At 60.1% G+C, this 19,053-nt stretch carries 19 protein-coding genes; 8 read left to right on the top strand and 11 right to left on the bottom strand.

Annotated elements, in window-relative coordinates; genetic code table 11:
• Positions 1-85 precede the first annotated feature (85 nt).
• Complete coding sequence (locus tag E4O97_RS22340; RefSeq protein WP_216092016.1) at positions 86-277, top strand: DUF1289 domain-containing protein; 192 nt, start codon at positions 86-88, stop codon at positions 275-277.
• Positions 278-421: 144 nt separating this feature from the next.
• Entirely contained in the window at positions 422-1,642 is a 1,221-nt protein-coding gene (rluB, locus tag E4O97_RS22335; protein WP_248162281.1) for a 23S rRNA pseudouridine(2605) synthase RluB, read from the top strand.
• A gap of 191 nt (positions 1,643-1,833) precedes the next feature.
• On the opposite strand, the gene E4O97_RS22330 is transcribed toward rluB, so the two are convergent.
• Both E4O97_RS22330 and E4O97_RS22325 read right to left on the bottom strand, forming a co-directional pair.
• Entirely contained in the window at positions 1,834-2,793 is a 960-nt protein-coding gene (locus E4O97_RS22330) for a leucyl aminopeptidase (RefSeq protein WP_248162280.1), read from the bottom strand.
• A 73-nt stretch (positions 2,794-2,866) separates the two neighbouring features.
• Positions 2,867-3,004, bottom strand: coding sequence for a hypothetical protein (locus E4O97_RS22325; protein ID WP_003237751.1), 138 nt, complete (start codon positions 3,002-3,004; stop codon positions 2,867-2,869).
• A gap of 647 nt (positions 3,005-3,651) precedes the next feature.
• Here E4O97_RS22325 and E4O97_RS22320 point away from each other — a divergent pair.
• Together E4O97_RS22320 and arfB are read left to right on the top strand one after the other, a co-directional pair.
• A complete protein-coding gene (locus E4O97_RS22320) occupies positions 3,652-5,070 on the top strand; it encodes an amino acid permease (RefSeq protein ID WP_032879735.1) in 1,419 nt (472 codons plus the stop codon).
• A 109-nt stretch (positions 5,071-5,179) separates the two neighbouring features.
• The gene (gene arfB, locus E4O97_RS22315; protein ID WP_003193787.1) at positions 5,180-5,593 is read left to right on the top strand and encodes an alternative ribosome rescue aminoacyl-tRNA hydrolase ArfB; all 414 of its coding nucleotides are present in this window, start codon (positions 5,180-5,182) and stop codon (positions 5,591-5,593) included.
• On the opposite strand, the gene E4O97_RS22310 is transcribed toward arfB, so the two are convergent.
• The 3 genes from E4O97_RS22310 to E4O97_RS22300 form a co-directional block, all read right to left on the bottom strand.
• Positions 5,590-6,786: an MFS transporter gene (locus tag E4O97_RS22310; protein WP_005790807.1), complete on the bottom strand. Its 1,197-nt coding sequence runs from the start codon at positions 6,784-6,786 to the stop codon at positions 5,590-5,592. The two genes, arfB and E4O97_RS22310, sit on opposite strands and share 4 nt — an antisense overlap.
• Before the next feature lie 103 nt (positions 6,787-6,889).
• Complete coding sequence (locus E4O97_RS22305; protein WP_032879737.1) at positions 6,890-7,072, bottom strand: hypothetical protein; 183 nt, start codon at positions 7,070-7,072, stop codon at positions 6,890-6,892.
• A gap of 360 nt (positions 7,073-7,432) precedes the next feature.
• Positions 7,433-7,744, bottom strand: coding sequence for a DUF962 domain-containing protein (locus tag E4O97_RS22300; RefSeq protein WP_005790802.1), 312 nt, complete (start codon positions 7,742-7,744; stop codon positions 7,433-7,435).
• Positions 7,745-7,905: 161 nt separating this feature from the next.
• Between E4O97_RS22300 and E4O97_RS22295 the strand changes: the two genes are divergently transcribed.
• Positions 7,906-8,964 (top strand): AraC family transcriptional regulator, encoded by a 1,059-nt coding sequence (locus tag E4O97_RS22295; protein ID WP_248162271.1) that lies wholly within the window; start codon positions 7,906-7,908, stop codon positions 8,962-8,964.
• Here the strand turns inward: E4O97_RS22295 and E4O97_RS22290 are convergent.
• From E4O97_RS22290 to E4O97_RS22265, 6 genes are all read right to left on the bottom strand, one after another.
• Positions 8,921-10,375 carry a TrkH family potassium uptake protein gene (locus E4O97_RS22290; RefSeq protein WP_032879741.1) on the bottom strand — a complete coding sequence of 485 codons (1,455 nt, stop codon included), beginning with the start codon at positions 10,373-10,375 and terminating at the stop codon, positions 8,921-8,923. The genes E4O97_RS22295 and E4O97_RS22290 overlap by 44 nt on opposite strands.
• Before the next feature lie 221 nt (positions 10,376-10,596).
• Complete coding sequence (locus tag E4O97_RS22285) at positions 10,597-11,925, bottom strand: imelysin family protein (RefSeq protein WP_248162269.1); 1,329 nt, start codon at positions 11,923-11,925, stop codon at positions 10,597-10,599.
• Between the two features lie 126 nt (positions 11,926-12,051).
• The gene (locus E4O97_RS22280) at positions 12,052-14,103 is read right to left on the bottom strand and encodes a GGDEF domain-containing phosphodiesterase (protein WP_078822163.1); all 2,052 of its coding nucleotides are present in this window, start codon (positions 14,101-14,103) and stop codon (positions 12,052-12,054) included.
• 193 nt (positions 14,104-14,296) lie between these two features.
• Entirely contained in the window at positions 14,297-14,506 is a 210-nt protein-coding gene (locus tag E4O97_RS22275) for a hypothetical protein (RefSeq protein WP_143508477.1), read from the bottom strand.
• Between the two features lie 156 nt (positions 14,507-14,662).
• Entirely contained in the window at positions 14,663-15,259 is a 597-nt protein-coding gene (locus tag E4O97_RS22270; protein ID WP_003212997.1) for a Fe-Mn family superoxide dismutase, read from the bottom strand.
• Positions 15,260-15,437: 178 nt separating this feature from the next.
• On the bottom strand, positions 15,438-16,037 hold the full coding sequence (locus E4O97_RS22265) for a LysE/ArgO family amino acid transporter (RefSeq protein ID WP_216092015.1): 600 nt from the start codon (positions 16,035-16,037) through the stop codon (positions 15,438-15,440).
• Between the two features lie 100 nt (positions 16,038-16,137).
• On the opposite strand from E4O97_RS22265, the gene E4O97_RS22260 reads away from it, so the two are divergent.
• The 3 genes from E4O97_RS22260 (at position 16,138) to E4O97_RS22250 (ending at position 19,033) form a co-directional block, all read left to right on the top strand.
• Complete coding sequence (locus tag E4O97_RS22260; protein ID WP_032879751.1) at positions 16,138-17,031, top strand: LysR family transcriptional regulator ArgP; 894 nt, start codon at positions 16,138-16,140, stop codon at positions 17,029-17,031.
• 52 nt (positions 17,032-17,083) lie between these two features.
• Positions 17,084-18,082, top strand: a complete 999-nt coding sequence (locus E4O97_RS22255; RefSeq protein ID WP_032879753.1) for an NAD-dependent epimerase/dehydratase family protein — start codon at positions 17,084-17,086, stop codon at positions 18,080-18,082.
• 126 nt (positions 18,083-18,208) lie between these two features.
• Entirely contained in the window at positions 18,209-19,033 is an 825-nt protein-coding gene (locus tag E4O97_RS22250; protein ID WP_032879754.1) for an ATPase, read from the top strand.
• Positions 19,034-19,053 lie beyond the last annotated feature (20 nt).

Genomic DNA, 19,053 nt, shown 5'->3' with positions numbered 1-19,053 from the left:
AACTGATCCACTGCTATCGGGAGCAAGCCCCCTCCCACATTGGATCTCCATTGTCTCCATTGGTCTGGATTGTCTGGGAGAAAACATGAGTTCCACCAAAGACCCGTGCATCAGCATCTGCAAGTTCGCCAACGACATCTGCGTCGGTTGTGGCCGCAGCAAGCGCGAAATCCGCGCCTGGAAGAAGCTCGACAAAGTCGACAAGCGCACGGTGCTGGCTGAAGCCGAGCTGCGATTGCTGGCGCTTGGTGCCACCGGTCGGCGGAAAAGCAAATGACTTGGACGTTATCGACTAGTCTGTGATGCGCAACACGCGCCATGCGCGTATGATTCGCGACCCCTTGCCGACCTATTCGGCCAAGGCCCCGCTTTCAAGACCCCTCAGGCCACGCCTGAATCGACCCACCGGGAGGTGCTTACGATGAATGACCAAGACCAGAAAGACCAGGAAATCGGCCCAGCAGGCGAAAAGCTGCAAAAAGTGCTGGCGCGTATCGGCGTGGGCTCGCGCCGCGACGTCGAAGCCTGGATTACCCAGAAGCGCATCAAGGTCAACGGCGTCGAGGCTACCCTCGGCCAGCGCGTCGACCTGCACGATGCAATCACCATTGATGGCAAGGTCATCAAGCGTGAAGAGGCCGCCGAATCGGTGCGCCGCGTGATCATGTACAACAAGCCCGATGGCGAAATCTGCACCCGTGACGACCCGGAAGGCCGTCCGACCGTGTTCGACAAGATGCCCAAGCCCAAGGAAGGCCGCTGGATCAACATCGGTCGTCTGGACATCAACACCACCGGCTTGCTGATGTTCACCACTGACGGCGAACTGGCCAACCGCCTGATGCACCCGTCGTACGAGATGGATCGTGAATACGCCGTGCGTGTACGCGGTGAAGTCGATGACGAGATGATCGAACGCCTCAAGGCCGGCGTGGTGCTGGAAGACGGCCCGGCCAAGTTCACCGACATCAAGCAGGCGCCAGGCGGCGAAGGTTTCAACCACTGGTACCACTGCGTGGTGATGGAAGGGCGTAACCGTGAAGTGCGTCGCCTGTGGGAATCCCAGGGGCTGGTGGTCAGCCGCCTCAAGCGCGTGCGTTTCGGCCCGGTGTTCCTGAACTCCGACCTGCCGATGGGCCGCTGGCGCGAAATGAGCCAGTACGAAGTCGACATCCTCAGCGCCGAAGTTGGCCTGACGCCTGTCGCCATGCCGCAGATGAACGCCAAGAGCAAAGACAAGCTTGAGCGTATGCAGCGTAAATCGTCGCGCCCTGTTGCGCGTACCGAGCGCGTGGCTCGCACCTTGCGCCCGGCGCTGAATGCACCGGCAACCGGCGGTCGTATTTCTCGCGAGCCGCAGATCGAAGGTGAGCGTCGCCCAACCGCACCGTCCCGCCAGGAAGGTGATCGTGCACCACGCACACCGCGCCCGGCCCGTGGCGAAGCGCCAAGCGGCGGTCGCAGCAACCGTGGTGAAGCCGATCGCCCGGCCGACAATGCCAGTACCAAGCGTCCAGCCAAGCCAGCGGCGAACAAGCGCCCTGGCCCGAAACTGGTAGCTGATGTACCGTCGGGCAAGCGCCGTGGCGCCCCGGCAGGTTCGGGTCAGCGTCCTGGTTTTGGTCGCAAGAAGCCGCAGTGATGCGTTAAGCGCTGCATAAAAACGCCAACCCTAGGGTTGGCGTTTTTTTTGATCTGAATTTGAAATGCAATCAACTGTGGGAGCTGGCTTGCCTGCGATAGCGGTGTGCCAGTCACCTTTGTGCTAACTGACCCACCGCTATCGCGGGCAAGCCCGGCTCCCACAGGGATATCTACATGTCTGATGATCTTTTAAAAGGCAAAGGAGCCATCAAACACCGGCTTGTCATCCAGCGCCAACACCCCACTGGCAAAGATCAAATCCAAGTGATGACTGCCTTTCTGCCCGCCGCCCAGGCCCAGGTGCAGCCCGCAATGGCGCTCCTCGAACCCGGCATTGCGCGCATACAGATCCTTGACCCCTTCGTTGGTGCCAATCCCTAGCTCCTCCACCCGACGGTTGGACGGGTTGGCATTCAGGTACTTGTTGAAATCATCCGCCAGCCCCGGCACGTCGCTGGCCACGCTGCAAATGGTCGAGTTCTCGATCCACAATTCCAGCGGTGATTGCAGCACGCCGTATTTGCGCGCAAACGGAATAGTGCTGAGGAAGGTACCGACAAACCGCACCTGGCCGTTGATGGCTTCACTGTGGGTGGCGATTTCGCCGGGGGCCAGGTCGTGGTTGCCCACGCCGTTGATATTGGTCCACTTTTTGATGCTGCTCATCGGCGCTTCAAGACGTGAACCGTGCTTGTCGGTAAAGCTCAGTACATTGGCCTGGGACATGCGTCGGATCAGCGTGGCGTTAAGGTCGGCAATACGCTGTGGCTCGACGCTGAAGGTGTCGTAGAAGTAATCACCATAATCCTTGAATAGCAGGGATTTCTTCCAGTGCTCGGCCATCACGCCGTGCAGGGCGCGGATAAAGTCCGGGCCTTCGGCGCGTGGGTTGGGCAGGGTGGAAGAGTCGTAGAGAAACAGGTACAGGTCACAGTCTTCGATGGCTTGCACCAGGGCTTCGCTGGGAGCCAGGTCCAGGCGTTGCAACTGGAAGTTGAAGTGGGCGGCGCTGCCGTGGGTGATTGCCTGGGCGATGGCGTCGTAGCGTTCGGTATGGCCCAGCAGCACGGTGGGGCGACTCAGGCCGCTGAGGGCTGGGTGGTGTGCGAGGTAGTAGAGAAAGTGTTCGACGGCGCGGGCCTTGTCCATGACGGGTGTCCTTCTGTGCCTTGGGTAAGGGGGCAGGTGCCGTGCACAGCACCTGCCGGATGCCTGCCGGGTATTAGAAAGGCCACATCGCGGTGCCGAAAGGCACAACGGCATCGGCTTGCATCATTTCAACGGCGGCCTCATGGGTCGGCGCTTCAAACCAATCGTCGAGTTGCAGTTCGGTTTCCAGGTCTTTTTCCAGTGCTTGCATGGTGTATCTCCTAGAGGACGTTGATTGAGAACGGCTTGCCCGCGGGCTTCGTGGGCAAGTGGAAAGAACCTAGAAGAGAGTGTTTCGAAATGCAAAAAAAATATTGACACGGTTTCATTTGGATTTTTTCTTCTGTTTTTGGCGAGCTATTTTTTATTCAGAAAAAACAGCGTATTGGCTGAACCGTTTATTCAGAAAATCCCCACTGACAATTTTCCGTTGGCTGACCGTAAAACCTGGCTGTAACGCAGTGTTTCCGCATTGTAACGATAAGTTTACGAATTTGCCCCGAGAGTCTTGAGCGACCTGTAGCTGTAAGGATTGGCTGACAGTTTGTCGCGTGCACTCTGTTGGGGCGTGCCGAAGCTGTCGAGCGGTGTACAATGCGCCGCGTTTTACTGTGACTCCCCTTGCGTACCCACGCAAAAGGCCAAGACCTCAGGGTTCGATCCCCCTGATCACTCCGCCTGGCCACGAGCCGGACGGGTTCGATTTCGTCACAGATAAAAACAAACAGGTGACGCATGACCGTTAGAAAGACGCTGTACTCCTGGTGCCTGCGCTGGGGTTTGAACGGCGCTGCTTGAGTCGGTAATTCAAGGCAGCAACCTGCATTCATATCCTCAAACCTTGCGTGAGACCCTTTCATGAGTGGAACCCATTCCTCTTCAGGCGAGCTGAAACGCGGCCTGAAAAATCGGCATATCCAGTTGATCGCCCTCGGTGGCGCCATCGGCACCGGTCTGTTCCTGGGCTCGGCCGGGGTGCTCAAATCCGCCGGCCCGTCGATGATCCTGGGCTATGCCATCTGCGGCTTTATCGCCTTCATGATCATGCGCCAGCTTGGCGAAATGATCGTCGAGGAGCCGGTAGCCGGTTCGTTCAGCCATTTTGCCCACAAATACTGGGGCGGTTTCGCCGGCTTTCTGTCGGGCTGGAACTGCTGGATTCTTTACATTCTGGTGGGAATGTCGGAGCTGACCGCTGTCGGCAAATACGTGCACTACTGGTGGCCGGAGATCCCGACCTGGGTGTCTGCGGCGGCTTTCTTCGTGCTGATCAACGTGATCAACCTGGCCAACGTCAAGGTCTTCGGTGAAGCCGAGTTCTGGTTTGCCATCATCAAGGTGGTGGCAATTGTCGGCATGATTGCCTTGGGCAGCTACCTGCTGGTCAGTGGCAGCGGCGGCCCGCAAGCCTCGGTGAGCAACCTGTGGGACCACGGCGGGTTTTTCCCCCATGGTGTTGGCGGGTTGGTGATGGCCATGGCGATCATCATGTTCTCGTTCGGCGGCCTGGAAATGCTTGGTTTTACCGCCGCCGAAGCCGATCAACCACGCACCGTGATCCCCAAGGCGATCAATCAGGTGATCTACCGCATCCTGATTTTCTACATCGGTGCCCTGGTGGTGCTGTTGTCGTTGACGCCGTGGGACAGCCTGCTGGCGACTCTCAACGCCTCTGGCGATGCCTACAGTGGCAGCCCGTTCGTGCAGGTGTTCTCGATGCTGGGCAGCAATACCGCCGCGCATATCCTCAACTTCGTGGTGCTGACGGCGGCGCTGTCGGTGTACAACAGCGGCACCTACTGCAATAGCCGTATGTTGCTGGGCATGGCCGAGCAGGGCGACGCGCCCAAGGCCCTGGCGAAGATCGACAAGCGTGGCGTGCCGGTGCGCTCGATCCTGGCCTCGGCGGCGATCACCCTGGTGGCGGTGCTGATGAACTACCTGATGCCCCATAACGCGCTGGAACTGCTGATGTCGCTGGTGGTGGCCACGCTGGTGATCAACTGGGCGATGATCAGCTTCTCGCACTTCAAGTTCCGCCAGCACATGAATCGCACCGGCCAGGTGCCGCTGTTCAAGGCGCTGTGGTATCCGTATGGCAACATTATCTGTGTGGCGTTCGTGGTGTTTATCCTGGGCACCATGTTGATGATTCCAGGCATTGACCGCTCGGTGTACGCGATCCCGGTGTGGGTGGCGTTCATGGGGGTGTGTTACTGGATCAAGAACAAGCGGGCGCAGCAGTCCGTGGATATGGCGGTCCCCGCGGTGAAGTAAGCGTCAATGTTGTTAAGCAGACCCGGCCTTGTGCCGGGTTTGTTGTTTGAGGGGATGGCCAAGGTGCATTCGCGTATCCTAGGGCTTCTTCCGGAGGACCGTGTTACTCATGCTGGTGATTTCCAATAACGTACAGCTGCCCGATGCCGAGATCGAGCTGACCGCAATCCGCGCCCAGGGCGCCGGTGGTCAGAACGTCAATAAAGTGTCGAGTGCGGTGCACCTGCGGTTTGATATTCCGGCGTCTTCATTACCGGAGTTCTACAAGGAACGCTTGCTGGCGCTGCGCGACAGCCGTATTACCAGCGAAGGTGTGCTGGTGCTCAAGGCCCAGCAATACCGTACCCAGGAGCAGAATCGTGCCGATGCGTTGGAGCGCCTGGTGGAATTGATCCAGAGCGCCACCAAGGTCGAGAAAAAGCGCCGTCCGACCAAGCCCACCCTGGGGTCCAAGAAGCGCCGCCTGGAGTCCAAGACCAAGCGCGGCAGCATCAAGGCCGGGCGAGGCAAGGTCGACTTCTAGGCATCGCGTGTTTCCCGGGCCTTGGGTGCCTGGCGGTACAGGTACAGACTCAGCAGCAAACCGGCGGCGGCGGCGAGGGCGGCGAACAGGAAGATCGATGCAAAGCCGAAACCTGCTGCCACGGCGCCTGCCAGTGGCCCGGTGATGCCCAGGGACAAGTCGATAAACAGCGAATAGGCGCCTACCGCCGAGCCACGGCTGGAGGCGGGCACCAGGTTGACCGCCTCCACGCCCAGCGCCGGAAATACCAGAGAAAAGCCGAAGCCGCTCAACGCCGCGCCAGCCAGCGCCAGTTGGGCATCCGGCGCCAGCCACAGCAACAGCAGGCCGAGGACTTCCACCGACAGGCAGGCAATCGCGACGCGAAAGCCGCCAATGCGGTTGATCAAATTGCCAAACAGCAAGCGTGCGCCGATAAAACTGGCGCCGAACAGGCTCAAGGCCCACACCGCGTTATCCCAGTGCTGGGTGGTGTAATACAGGGTGATAAAGGTGGCGATGGTGCCAAAGCCGATGGAGCCCAGCGCCAGCGCGCAACCGTGTGGCAACACGCGGCCCAGCACATTCATGAACGGCAGACGTACGCCGGGTACAATCGGCGCGGCTTGTTTTTTCCAGGCCAACAACACGCCCAGCACGGCGAGCAGAATGATGCTCACGCCCATGCTCCACAGCCCGAACCGGCTGACCAACAGCACCCCCAATGGTGCGCCGACCGCCAGCGCGCCGTAGCTGGCGATACCGTTCCAGGAGATGACTTTGGCGGTGTTCGCCGCGCCAACGCGGCCGATGCCCCAGCCGATCGCGCCGGAACCCACCAGGCTTTCGGCGCTGCCCAGCACCAGTCGACCGATCAACAGGCTGCCCAGGCTCACTGCCGGCAGGCTGGAAAACCACGCCGCCAGCAACATGAACACGCCACTTGAACCGCAGCCCACCAGGCCAATCAGCACGGCGCGCTTGCTGCCCAGGTTGTCGATAATCTTGCCGGCATAGGGGCGGCTCAACAGGGTCGCCAGGTATTGCACGCTGATGACCAGCCCGGCGATCACGGCGCCATAGCCCAATTGGCTATGCACATAGCCCGGCAGTACAGCCAGGGGGATGCCGATATTCAGGTAGCCGATAAAGGTAAACAGCACGATGGAAACGACTTGCAGCGTGACGGCCATGGGTCGCTGGGTATCTGGCATGGGAGAGGTCCACTGTCGCAGCAGGTAAAGATAGGCTGCTAATGATACCGGCGCGCAGGCCGGGCAGGGCGGCAAAAATGTAAAACCTCGGATCAAAGATGCATCAGGCTTGGGCGGGAGCCAGCAATTGAGTCGTCACCAGGGCCGCCAGGGCATTTTCCTGGGTGCCGAAGCGCTTGAGCAGTGCGGCTTGCTTGTCTGCACTGAGGCGGTTCCAGACTTCGACCATCTGCAAGGCAGCGTCGAGCACGGCGGCATCCGGCGTATCGGGAAGGGTTGTGGTCATGATGAGCGTCTCGAATGATTCAGGCAGTGTGGAAAGCGCTCAAAGGTGCGCTTTCCACACGGTCTGGTACGGCGTCAGTCTTGGCGTTTGCTGTCGACTGGTTTTGCTTCTTTGGTCGCAGGCTGCTTGTTGCTGGCCTGCTGCGGTGTTGGCTGCTCGGTTGGGTGCAGGCTTGGGAAGGGGAGATTAGGTATCTCGTGCATCGTCGTCGCTCCTCGCAAGGTCTGTTTTCAATCGCAGGTGATTGCGCGCTCTCAAAAAGCCTTGGCAGGATACAGCACCGTAAATGACAAAAAGACTTTTATCTCGGCGGACGCACAATTTTTAATACTTGCGACGCAAGTGACATGAGAACGCCCCCTAGAACGGTACCTTGCCCAGGATCATGTCGCGGTACATCACGAAATCCCCCAGCAAGCTATAGAACGGGTGCTGAAAGGTCGCCGGACGGTTCTTTTCGAAAAAGAAGTGGCCAATCCAGGCAAAGGTGTAGCCAGCGATTGGCAAGGCCAGCAACAGGAGCAGTGACCCCCGGCCTATGGCGTACGCGAGGATACCGATCACCAGGGTGGTGCCGATGAAATGCAAGCGCCGGCAGGTGCTGTTGCCATGTTCGCTCAGGTAGTACGGGTAAAACTCGGCAAAGCTGTTGAATTTCCTGGTGTTTTCCACGGTGGCCGGCCCTCTGGTTGTTGTGCCGCCCAACAGGTGTTCGGCGGGGAGCTTATTTGAGTCTAGAGTGATCAGTGGTATCAGCCAGTGACAATAGATGCCACTTTAGTATCCTTGGCTTCCTGGCTGCCGTTTGAGCCTGCTTTCAATAAGAAGACGCCATGAGCGAACGAACAACTTCTGCAAGCTGGGCGATGGGGATAGTCAAGGCGTTGGAAATGGACGGCCTGGATTGCCGTGCGTTGTTCAAGCAACTGGGCCTGGACTATGCCGCCCTCAGTGACCCGGACGCGCGTTTTCCCCAGGATTCCATGACCCGCCTGTGGCAGCGGGCGGTGGAGGTGTCAGGCAACCCGGCGATTGGCTTGAACATGGGCAAGGTGGTGCGGCCGGCCTCGTTCCATGTTGCCGGTTATGCGCTGATGTCCAGCAACACTCTGGCTGAAGGCTTTATGCGATTGGTGCGCTACCAGCGCATCATCGCCGAAAGCGCTGACTTGAGCTTCCGACTCTTGCCCGAAGGCTATGCGTTGATTCTGACAGTGCATGGCGATCATCTGCCGCCGACCCGGCAAAGCGCCGAAGCCTCGCTGGCCAGTGCGCTGGCGCTGTGCGGCTGGCTTACCGGGCGCATCCTGCAACCGCGCAAAGTGCTGCTGCAGGGCGATCAACCAGCGGACCTGGCGCCGTACAAACAGGCCTTCCATGCGCCGCTGCAATTCAATGCACCCTATGACGCGCTGATCTTCGAGCAAGCCGACATGGATGCACCGCTGCCCACGGCCAACGAGGCCATGGCGCTATTGCATGATCGTTTTGCCGGTGAATACCTGGCGCGTTTCTCTGAAAGTCGCGTCACCCACAACGCGCGACAGGTGTTGTGCCGCCTGCTGCCCCAGGGGGAGCCCAAGCGCGAAGCGGTGGCCCAGACACTGCATCTGTCCCAACGTACCTTGCAAAGACGTTTGCAGGAGGAGGGCACCAGTTTCCAGGCCTTGCTCGATGACACCCGCCGCGAGCTGGCCGAGCAATACCTGGCGCAGCCAAACATGACCTTGCTGGAAATTGCCTACCTGCTGGGGTTCGCCGACCCGAGCAACTTCTTCCGCGCGTTTCGCCGCTGGTTCAATGCCACGCCCGGCGAGTACCGGGCACGGCTGCAGGAAATGTCGTCGGTCAGTGGCGCCAAAATGCCGGAATACACAGCACAAACACGGTAATGATCTCCAGTCGACCCAGCAGCATGCCCAGCGACAGAATCCACTTGGCTGCATCCGGCAGGGTGGCGAAGTTGCCGGCCGGGCCGATGGTTTCACCCAGGCCCGGGCCGACGCCGGACACGGTGCTGGCGGCACCGGTCAGCGCGGTCATCCAGTCCACGCCCAGCAGTGACAAGGCCAGGGCGATGGTGCAGATGGTAATGGCAAAGAAAAATGAAAAGGTCAGGATCGACCGCACAATTTCTTCGTCGAGGCGATGACCGTTGTACTTTTGCTTGATTACCGCACGTGGGTGGATCAACTGGTTCAAGTTGGCCTTGAGCAGGATATAGGCGACCTGGAAACGGAAGATCTTGATGCCGCCGGCCGTGGAGCCCGAGCAGCCGCCGATAAAGCCCAGGTAAAAGAACAGCATCAGTGAGAAGTTGCCCCACAGGCTGTAGTCCCCCAGTGCAAATCCGGTGGTCGTCATTACCGAAGTCACATTCAGCGCCACATGGCGCAAGGCATCGAGCCAATGCAGGTCGGTGGTCCACCAGTACCAGGTGCCGAGCACCAGCCAGGTCACGAGCAATAGGCCGAGCAAGCCTTGCACCTGCTGGTCCTTGATCAGCGCTCGACGGTTGCCGCGCAACGTGGCCACATACAGGGCGAACGGCAAGCTGCCGAGGATCATCACCACCACCGCGACCCAGTGCACGGCCGGTTGTTTCCAGTGCGCGAGGGACTCATCCGAGGTGGAGAACCCGCCGGTGGAAATCGCCGACATTGCGTGGTTGATCGCATCGAACAAACCCATTCCGGCCCACCAGAATGCCAGGCTGCCGAGGATGGTGATGCCCACATACGCCGCCACGATCAGCCGCGCCACCATGTGCGAGCGGGGCATGACCTTTTCCGAGCGGTCCGAGGATTCGGTCTGGAACAGGCGCATACCACCAATACGCAGCAGCGGCAGGATCGCCACCGCCATGCCGATAAAGCCGATACCGCCGAGCCAGTGCAGCAGCGAACGCCACATCAGGATGCCCGGCGACATGCTGTCCAGGCCGCTCAGCACGGTGGAGCCGGTGGCGGTGATGCCGGACATGCTTTCAAAGAACGAGTCGGTGTAGCTGATGTGCTGGGTCAGCAAAAAGGGCAGGGCGGCGAAGATGCACACCACCACCCAACTGCTGACGGTCAGCAGGTACATGTCCCGGGGGCGCAAGTGCACATGCTCCGGGCGACCGGGGATGACCAGGGCCAACCCGGCGATAAAGGTGATCAGGCTGGCCCACAGGAATGAGGGCAGGTCGCTGGTGCGTTCGAAGATCACCAGGGTGGCCATCGGGATGACCATGGCGACGGCAAGGGTGATCAGGAAGATGCCGATGATGAAACCGATGATACGTAGGGTCGGCAACGCCATGAAGTTCGCTCGGGTGATTGGGCAGAGGCGCCATTCTACCGACGGTGCTGGGCATGTAAACCAGAGTGCTTGAGGTTATACGCAGCAAAATGTGGGAGGGGCGGTGCGACGGTTCGACTTGCTCCCGATAGCAGCTGATCAGAGCAGAATGTATCTGCTGATCCACCGCTATCGGGAGCAAACCCCCTCCCACAAGGTCACCTTTTTCAGTACCGCAGGGATCAGAACTCGTGATCAGCGCTGTCCGGGTTCAGGTCACTGATGCCCAGCTTGCCGGCAGCGGCCTCGATCGAACCGGTCTGCTTGACCAGGGCGGCAATCGCGTCGCGTACGATCTGGTTGCCCTTGTCGTTGCCTGCGGCGATCAACTGGTCGTAGTGCTCGCCGGCGTTGGCGCGGTCGACCATGACCTGGATCTTCGCTTCGGTTGCCGCCAGGTCCGCCTTGAGGGCGCCATCGGCAGCCGGATCGGCCTTGGCTACCAGGGACGACAGGCTGGCGCCGGTCAGCTTGGTGCCGTCAACGCGGGTGTATTCACCCAGATAAACGTTGCGGATGCCCTTGGCGTCGTAGAACTGCGAGTTGTGGGTGTTATCGCTGAAGCAATCATGTTCGTCTTCCGGCGAATTGGCTTCCAGGGACACCTTCATGCGCTCGCCGGCCAGCTCGCCCAAAGACAGGCTGCCCATGCCGAACAGCATTTTACGCAGGCCGTCGGTAGCCGGATCCGACTCCAGGGTGGCGCGGTAGTTGTCTTCGACGTTGGGTTTCCAGTTGCCGACCATTTCTTCCAGGTCGCTGACCAGCAGTTGAGTCACTGCGCGCAGGTAAGTGCGGCGGCGCTCATTGTGACCGCCGGTGGCACCGTCACCCGTCAGGTAGTCCGAGGCCGGACGGTTGCCCGCGCCTGGGCCGGTGCCGTTGAGGTCCTGGCCCCAGAGCAGGAATTCGATGGCGTGGTAGCCGGTGGCAACGTTCGCCTCGGAACCGCCCAGCTCATTGAGGCTGGCGAGTTTTTCCGGGGTGATTTCCTTGACGTCGATCTTGTCTTCGCCGACCTGGATCTCGCTGTTGGCAATGATGTTCGCGTTGGCGCCCGGGTTACCCAGGGCGTGCTCGTAGGACTTGTCGACGTAGTCGATCAAGCCTTCGTCCAGGGGCCAGGCGTTCACTTGACCTTCCCAGTCGTCGATGATGGTGTTGCCGAAGCGGAACACTTCACTTTGCAGGTACGGGACGCGCGCGGCGATCCAGGCGGTACGGGCCGCTTTCAGGGTTTCGTCGTTCGGGTTGGCGAGGAAGGTGTCGACCGCTGTCTGCAGGGTTTTCGCGGTGGATTCGGCATCGCTGTATACCGCAAACACCATGTCTGCGTAGTGCGCGACAACCGCCTTGGCGGCTGCTTCGTCGACCTGGCCGGCAGCCGGTGCGGTTGTGCTGGCGGCGGCGGGTGCTTGAGGCGCGGCGGCCTTGTCTTTACCTTCGCCACAACCGGCGAGAGAAATGGCAATGGCCAGCAGACTGGCGGTGGCCAGGGGCATACGAATCATGGCGAACATCCTGCTTCGAGTGTGAATAGGGCGCGCGGGGAGCGCAAAAGCTGCGACATAATGCGAAAGATTTGCATTTTGTGTAAAGGCTTATACGCGGGAAATATTTGGTATTGGTTGGTTAATTCACAGACTCACCGCGTTATTACGCTCGGACTGCTTCAAATAAGCCGCCAGCTCCCGCGCCTGCAGCGGTTTGCTGTAGTGATAACCCTGACCCTCATGGCAGCCTTCGGAGATGATGTACGCCTCTTGTTCGGCGGTCTCCACGCCTTCGGCAATCACCTGCATACCCAGGCTTTTGCCCAGTTGGATAATGGCGCGCACGATCGTTGCGTCATCGTCATCATCCTGCAGGTCCTGGACGAAGCTTTTGTCGATCTTGATCTTGTCCAGCGGCAAGCTTTTCAGGTAGCTCAGGGATGAATAACCGGTGCCGAAGTCATCAATGGCGATCAGCGCCCCGGAGCGACGCAGGCTCAGCAGGTGCTGGGCGGCGGTGCTGATGTCTTCCATCAGGCCGGTCTCGGTCACTTCCAGTTCCAGGCTGCGGGGCGGCAAGCGATAGATCTGCATCAGGTTGTTGACCACCCTCGGCAACTCGGTGTGGTGCAGTTGCACGGTGGACAGGTTGACGGCGATGCGCAGCGTGGTGAAGCCCTGATCATGCCATTCGCGCAGTTGCCGGCACGCCTGGTCCAGCACCCATTCGCCGATCGGGATGATGGTGCCGTTCTGTTCCGCCAGCGGAATAAACAGATCCGGCGGTACCAGGCCGTGTTCCGGGTGTTGCCAGCGCAACAGGGCCTCTACGCCGACTACGCGATGGTCGCGGTAGCTGATTTGCGGCTGGTACACCAGGTGGAACTGGTCGCGGCTCAGCGCATCGCGCAGGTCCTTTTCCAATTCGCGGCGCCGGCGCATTTCGCTGTCGACGCTGGCGATGTAGAACTGATAGCGGTTGCGCGAGCGGCTCTTGGCCAGGGTCATGGTCTGCTCGGCTTTTTGCAGCAACTTCTCGGTGCTGTCGCCATCTTCAGGGAACAGCGTGATGCCGATGGTGGCACGCAGCCTGATCAGGTCATGCTCAAGTGCGAACTCCGCCTCCAGGTCATCCAAAATGCTTTGCGCCAGTTCGGCGGCTTCGTAAGGCTGGTCGATATCGGCCTGCACCAGGGCGAACTGGTCGCCTCCCAAGCGGGCAAGCGTGCCGAGGCGTCCGCTGTGGGCGCGCAGGCGATCGGCCAGGGCCAGTAGCAGTTTGTCGCCGGCCTGGTAGGTGAATTGTTCGTTGACGCTCTTGAAATCATCCAGCCCAACGCACAACACCGCCACCCGGCGCTGCCTGCGGCCGGCGTCAGTGAGGATCTTGTCCAGCTGTTCCTGCAGCTTCTGGCGGTTGGGCAGGCCGGTCAGGAAGTCATATTGGGCCATGCGCAACAGGCTGGATTCGGCCTCGTGGCGCAGGTGGGTATTGCGCTCGATGGACTCGAGCAACTGGTTGGCGGTGTTTATCCACTGCCCCAGTTCGTTGCGTTCGTGGCCCTTGAGCTGAGGGATCTTGTGTGCGCTGGGGCGGTCCGGGTTGATCGAGGTCAGGTGCTGGATAATCCGTGACAGCGGTTTGGTCAGCATCCAGTGATACACCAGGTACAGCACCAGCCCCATGGCCAGGGCGCGCAATACGCCCGAGATAAAGATGATGACCGAGCTGACCAGAAAACCTCTGCCATAGGTGGCGGTATCCAGGGTGATACTGAGGTCGCCGTAATATTCGCTGTAGGGGCCTTTGCCGACCAATGCGGTGGTAAAGGAGCGTTCCTGGCCGAGAATCAGGTCGGTCAGCCAGCGGCTGGGGGATTGCTGCAACGCACGGCTTTTTTCCGCCAGCATGGTCTCGTTGGGATGACCGATGGAGGCCATGCGCACGGCGTCGTCCTGGAACAACCCTTCGATCACTTGCATACCCATCTCGCGGTCCAGGCTGTAGACGGCCTGGGTCGAGGGGTCGCGAAACATGTCGAGGATACGTTGCGCATCGCCAGCCACAGCCTGGCGCGTCTTGTAGGCATCAAAAACAATCTGCGCCACGCTCAACGCCACGCCGACGATCAAGGCCGACAGCAGCACAACCCGTAGCAACTTCACCGACAAGCTGTTTTTGAGTTCCAGCTTCAAAGGGGCATTCCTTGTCTCATGCGGGTGGCCGTCAATATGCCATGAGTATTGGCAATCTGAGGATGGCAGTCAAAGGGACATTGGGGCCGCAGCTTAATTGAGGTTTTGGCCGGATAAACGCAGGAAAGATCAGGGGGCTCAAAGCCCTGCAGCGGAGAAGGCGGAGGAGGTCCGCCTTCGAGTGGGTGACGATTTAAGAAAAATCGATTTTACCCTGGGGCTTTGGCGCTTCCCCACCGATCTTGGAGCTTTCACCGGCCATGTCCAGGACTTTGCTTGCCATGTCCAGGACTTTGTTTCCGGCATTCATTGCACCGTTTGCCAGATCCAGCCCTTTATCAACAACACCCGCGACCATTGGGATCGCACCTGCAACCCCTGCTGCCATCGAAATAGGATCCATCGTTATTCTCCACATTTAATTAGAATCAGGAGGTTTATTCCTCCTGGCGTTTGTGTGGTGAATTGTTACTGTTGAGTTCCGCTATTTCTGGGCGGTCTGCCTGGCGAGCACAAAAAAGCCCGGCAATCGCCGGGCTCTTTTTACTGAACGCGCTGCTTAGGCAGTGAAGGTCTTGCCTTCGAACTGCTCAGCCACGAACTTCCAGTTGACCAGGTTCCAGAACGCTTCCACATACTTTGGACGCACGTTGCGGTAGTCGATGTAGTAGGCGTGTTCCCATACGTCGCAGGTCAGCAGCGGGGTGTCGCCGCTGGTCAGCGGGTTGCCGGCGCCGATGGTGCTGGCCAGGGCCAGGGAACCGTCAGCCTTTTTCACCAGCCAGCCCCAACCGGAACCGAAGGTGCCGACGGACGTCTTGGTGAACTCTTCCTTGAACTTGTCGAACGAACCGAACGCCGCATTGATGGCCTCAGCCAGTGCGCCGGTTGGTTGGCCGCCGGCGTTTGGCGCCAGGCAGTTCCAGTAGAAGGTGTGGTTCCAGACCTGAGCGGCGTTGTTGAAGATGCCGCCCGAGGAAGACTTGACGATTTCTTCCAGGGTCTTGCCTTCGAACTCGGTGCCAGGCACCAGGTTGTTCAGGTTCACGACATAGGTGTTGTGGTGCTTGTCGTGGTGGTATTCCAAGGTTTCCTTGGAGATGTGCGGCTGCAGGGCATCGTGTGCGTAGGGCAGCGGCGGCAATTCGAAAGCCATGATGATTCTCCTAATCAGGTCAGTTGCGGTGAGCGCAAGGCCGATCACGGGCGGCCAAACATGCGCCGGGGAGTTTGTACTCTTTGCGGCGCAGGGGTCCGATCATAGCACCGGGGGTGCGGCATAACCACGCAACAACTGTGTGGGATAGAGGTTCCAGCGCGTTTTCAACTATTGGTCAGGCGCTGATCAATTGGTAGGCCACCGAGAACATCATCACCGCCACCAGCAAGTCCAGCAGGCGCCAGGTGGCGGGGCGTGCCAGCCAGGGTGCCAGCCACGCCGCGCCGAGTGCCAGGGTGGTGAACCACAGGAGCGAAGCGCTGGCGGCACCGGCCACGTAAGCCCCCGGCTGCGTTTGTTGCGCGCCCAGGGAACCGATCAGCAGCACGGTGTCCAGGTACACATGGGGATTTAGCAGGGTCACCGCCAGCGCGCTCAACAGGACCGCGCGCAATGAGCGGGTCTTGAGAGTGGCATCCTGATCCAGGCTTTGTTTCGAACAGGCCCGGCGTAGCGCACATGCGCCATACCACAGCAGGAACGCTGCGCCGCCCCAGCGTGCCACCGCAAGCAGTATCGGGCTCTGGGCCAGCACGGTGGCCAGGCCGAACACCCCGGCGGCCACCAGCAGCGCATCGCAGATCACGCACAAGGCCGCGACGGGCAAGTGATGCTCGCGGCGCAGGCTTTGCGCGAGGACGAACGCGTTCTGGGTGCCGATTGCCATGATCAGCCCGAGGGCCACCAGCAAGCCGTTCATATAGCTCTGCCACATACTGAAGGATCCTTGTTGATGCTTAAACGATGCTGGCTATGGTGCGGGTCGGACCTGTATAAGAAAAACCAATATTGCTGATCGCTCATTAGGAAAACTGATGTTCGACTATAAGTTGCTTTCCGCCCTGGCGGCGGTGGTGGAACAAGCCGGCTTCGAGCGCGGTGCCCAGGTGCTGGGGCTGTCGCAGTCGGCGATCTCCCAGCGCATCAAACTGCTGGAGGCGCGTATCGGGCAGCCGGTGCTGGTACGGGCCTCGCCCCCAACCCCGACCGACATCGGCCGACGCCTGCTCAACCATGTGCAACAGGTGCGTTTGCTGGAGCGTGACCTGCAAAGCCAGGTGCCGGCGCTGGACGAGGAGGGTATGCCCGAGCGCTTGCGCATCGCCCTGAATGCCGACAGCCTGGCCACATGGTGGGCCGAGGCCATCAGCGACTTCTGCGCCGAACAGCACTTGCTGCTGGACCTGGTGGTCGAAGACCAGACTGTGGGCCTCAAGCGTATGCGCGCCGGTGAGGTTGCGGCGTGTATCTGTGCCAGCGAGCGCCCGGTGGCTGGTGCTCGCAGCCTGTTACTGGGCGCCATGCGTTATCGGGCGCTGGCCAGCCCGGCGTTTATTGCCCGGCATTTCCCGGCGGGCGTGCGCGCCGATCAATTGGCGCGCACGCCGGCGCTGGTGTTCGGCCCGGATGATTTCCTGCAACACCGTTACCTGGCTTCCCTCGGGGTGAACGGAGGTTTTGAGCACCATCTATGCCCGTCGTCCGAAGGTTTTATTCGCCTGACGGAAGCCGGTCTTGGGTGGGGCCTGGTGCCCGAGTTACAGGTGCGCGACCAGATGGAAACCGGCGTATTGGTGGAGTTATTGCCAGATAAGCCCATCGATGTGCCGCTGTACTGGCATCATTGGCGCAGTGGCGGGCAACTGTTGGGCTTGTTGACCGACCATCTGGCCCAGGTTTGTGGCCACTGGTTGGTGCCGTTGAAGTGATGGCGGGCGTCAAGGCCACAGCGATGAAAAACGAAAGAACACGGAGTACTACATGAAAATTCTGGTCACCGGCGCAAGCGGCTTCATCGGCGGGCGCTTTGCGCGTTTTGCCCTTGAACAGGGCCTGGATGTGCGGGTCAACGGGCGACGCGCCGAGGGTGTCGAACACCTGGTTCGGCGCGGTGCCGAGTTTATCCAGGGTGACTTGAATGATGCCGACCTGGTGCGTGACCTGTGCCGCGACGTTGAAGCCGTGGTGCATTGCGCCGGCGCCGTCGGGTTGTGGGGCAAGTATCAGGACTTTCACCAAGGCAATGTGCTGGTGACTGAAAATGTGGTCGAAGCCTGCCTCAAGCAGCGCGTGGGGCGCCTGGTGCACCTGTCGTCGCCGTCGATCTACTTCGACGGCCGCGACCATTCAGGCATCACCGAAGAGCAGGTGCCCAAACGTTTCAAGCATCCTTATGCCGCCACCAAATACCTGGCCGAGCAGAAGGTCTTCGGTGCCCAGGAGTTCGGTCTTGAGGTGTTGGCGTTGCGCCCGCGTTTTGTCACCGGTGCCGGCGACATGAGCATCTTCCCGCGGCTGTTGAAGATGCAGCGCAAGAACCGCCTGGCCATTGTCGGCGACGGCCTGAACAAGGTCGACTTCACCAGCGTGCACAACCTCAATGAAGCGCTGCTCAGCAGCCTGCTCGCACCCGGCTCGGCGCTGGGCAAGGCGTACAACATCAGCAACGGCGCACCGGTGCCTATATGGGATGTGGTCAATTATGTGATGCGGCAAATGGAGCTGCCCCAAGTGACCCGTTATCGGTCTTACGGTTTGTCCTACAGCGTGGCGGCCTTGAATGAGGCGTTCTGTGCGATGTGGCCGGGGCGGCCGGAGCCTTCGTTATCGCGTTTGGGCATGCAGGTGATGAACAAAGATTTCACCCTCGACATCAGCCGTGCCAGGCATTATCTGGACTACGACCCCAAGGTCACCCTGTGGGCCGCGCTCGATGAGTTCTGCAGTTGGTGGAAAGCCCAGGATCCGGGCCTCAAGTAAGTTCATAACCAGCAACACATCGGGAACCGAATTCGCCGGACCGTGTCGACCTATGCGTCTGGAGCACGGTTTATACTTGCGCCGCTCGGCCTCTGAGCAGCCACCTCATTGATTCAAGGTAGATTCATGCGTAACGATGCAAAAGACGACTTCGACAACGTGCCCAGCCTGCGGGCAGACCTCGGGGACGACGATGATTTCGTGCCGACTGCCGCCACTTCGGTGCGCTCGCGAACCACACCAGTGGTCAAAGTTAAAAGTGCCAGCACCGGCCCGTTGTGGGCGTTGGTAGGCGCATTGCTGATTGCCTTCGCCGGCCTGGCCTGGTGGAGCTTCCAGCAGATTTCCCTGATGGGCCAGCAACTGGTCGCCACCCAGGAAAGCTTCGCCCGCATCAGCGAGGAAGCGGCGGGGCGCCTGCAGGATATTTCCGGCAAGGTCGTGGCCAGCGAAGCCAGCGTGAACAACGGCAGCGAGGCGCTGAAATTGCAGATCAAGCAGTTGCAAGCCCAGTTGCAGGAGCAGGGCAAGCAACAGTTGGGCGTCGCCGGCCAAGCCACCGAGCTGGATAGTCGCCTGGCCCAGATGAGCGCCAGTACCACCGAACTGACGGCTGCCAATGCCAAGCTGCAAGGCCAGGTGCAGGCCCTGACCGACGCTGTCGCCAGCCTCAAGGCGGCCCAAGGTGAGATCAAGGACTTGTCCACTGATGTGGCTGCCTTGAAGAAGCAGGGCAATCCAGGCGCCGCCATCGCCCGTCTTGAGCAGGATTTGCTGGTACTCAAGAGTGCCCAGGAAAACCAGCCTGCCAACGTCGATGCGCCGACCAACAAGGAGTTTGATGTGTTCCGCATCCAGACCACGCGCAATATCACCACCTTGCAGAGCCAGGTGCAGAATCTGAACCAGCGCCTCAATGCGCCTGCTGCGGCCACACCGCTGGGTCAATGAACGAAGTTATGGCCTTTGAA

Origin of the sequence: Pseudomonas sp. W15Feb34, from assembly GCF_023127765.1 — a bacterium.
GTDB lineage: Bacteria > Pseudomonadota > Gammaproteobacteria > Pseudomonadales > Pseudomonadaceae > Aquipseudomonas > Aquipseudomonas synxantha_A.
The sequence above is the reverse complement of the archived record's forward strand: the minus strand, read 5'-3'. Positions and strand labels throughout refer to the sequence as shown.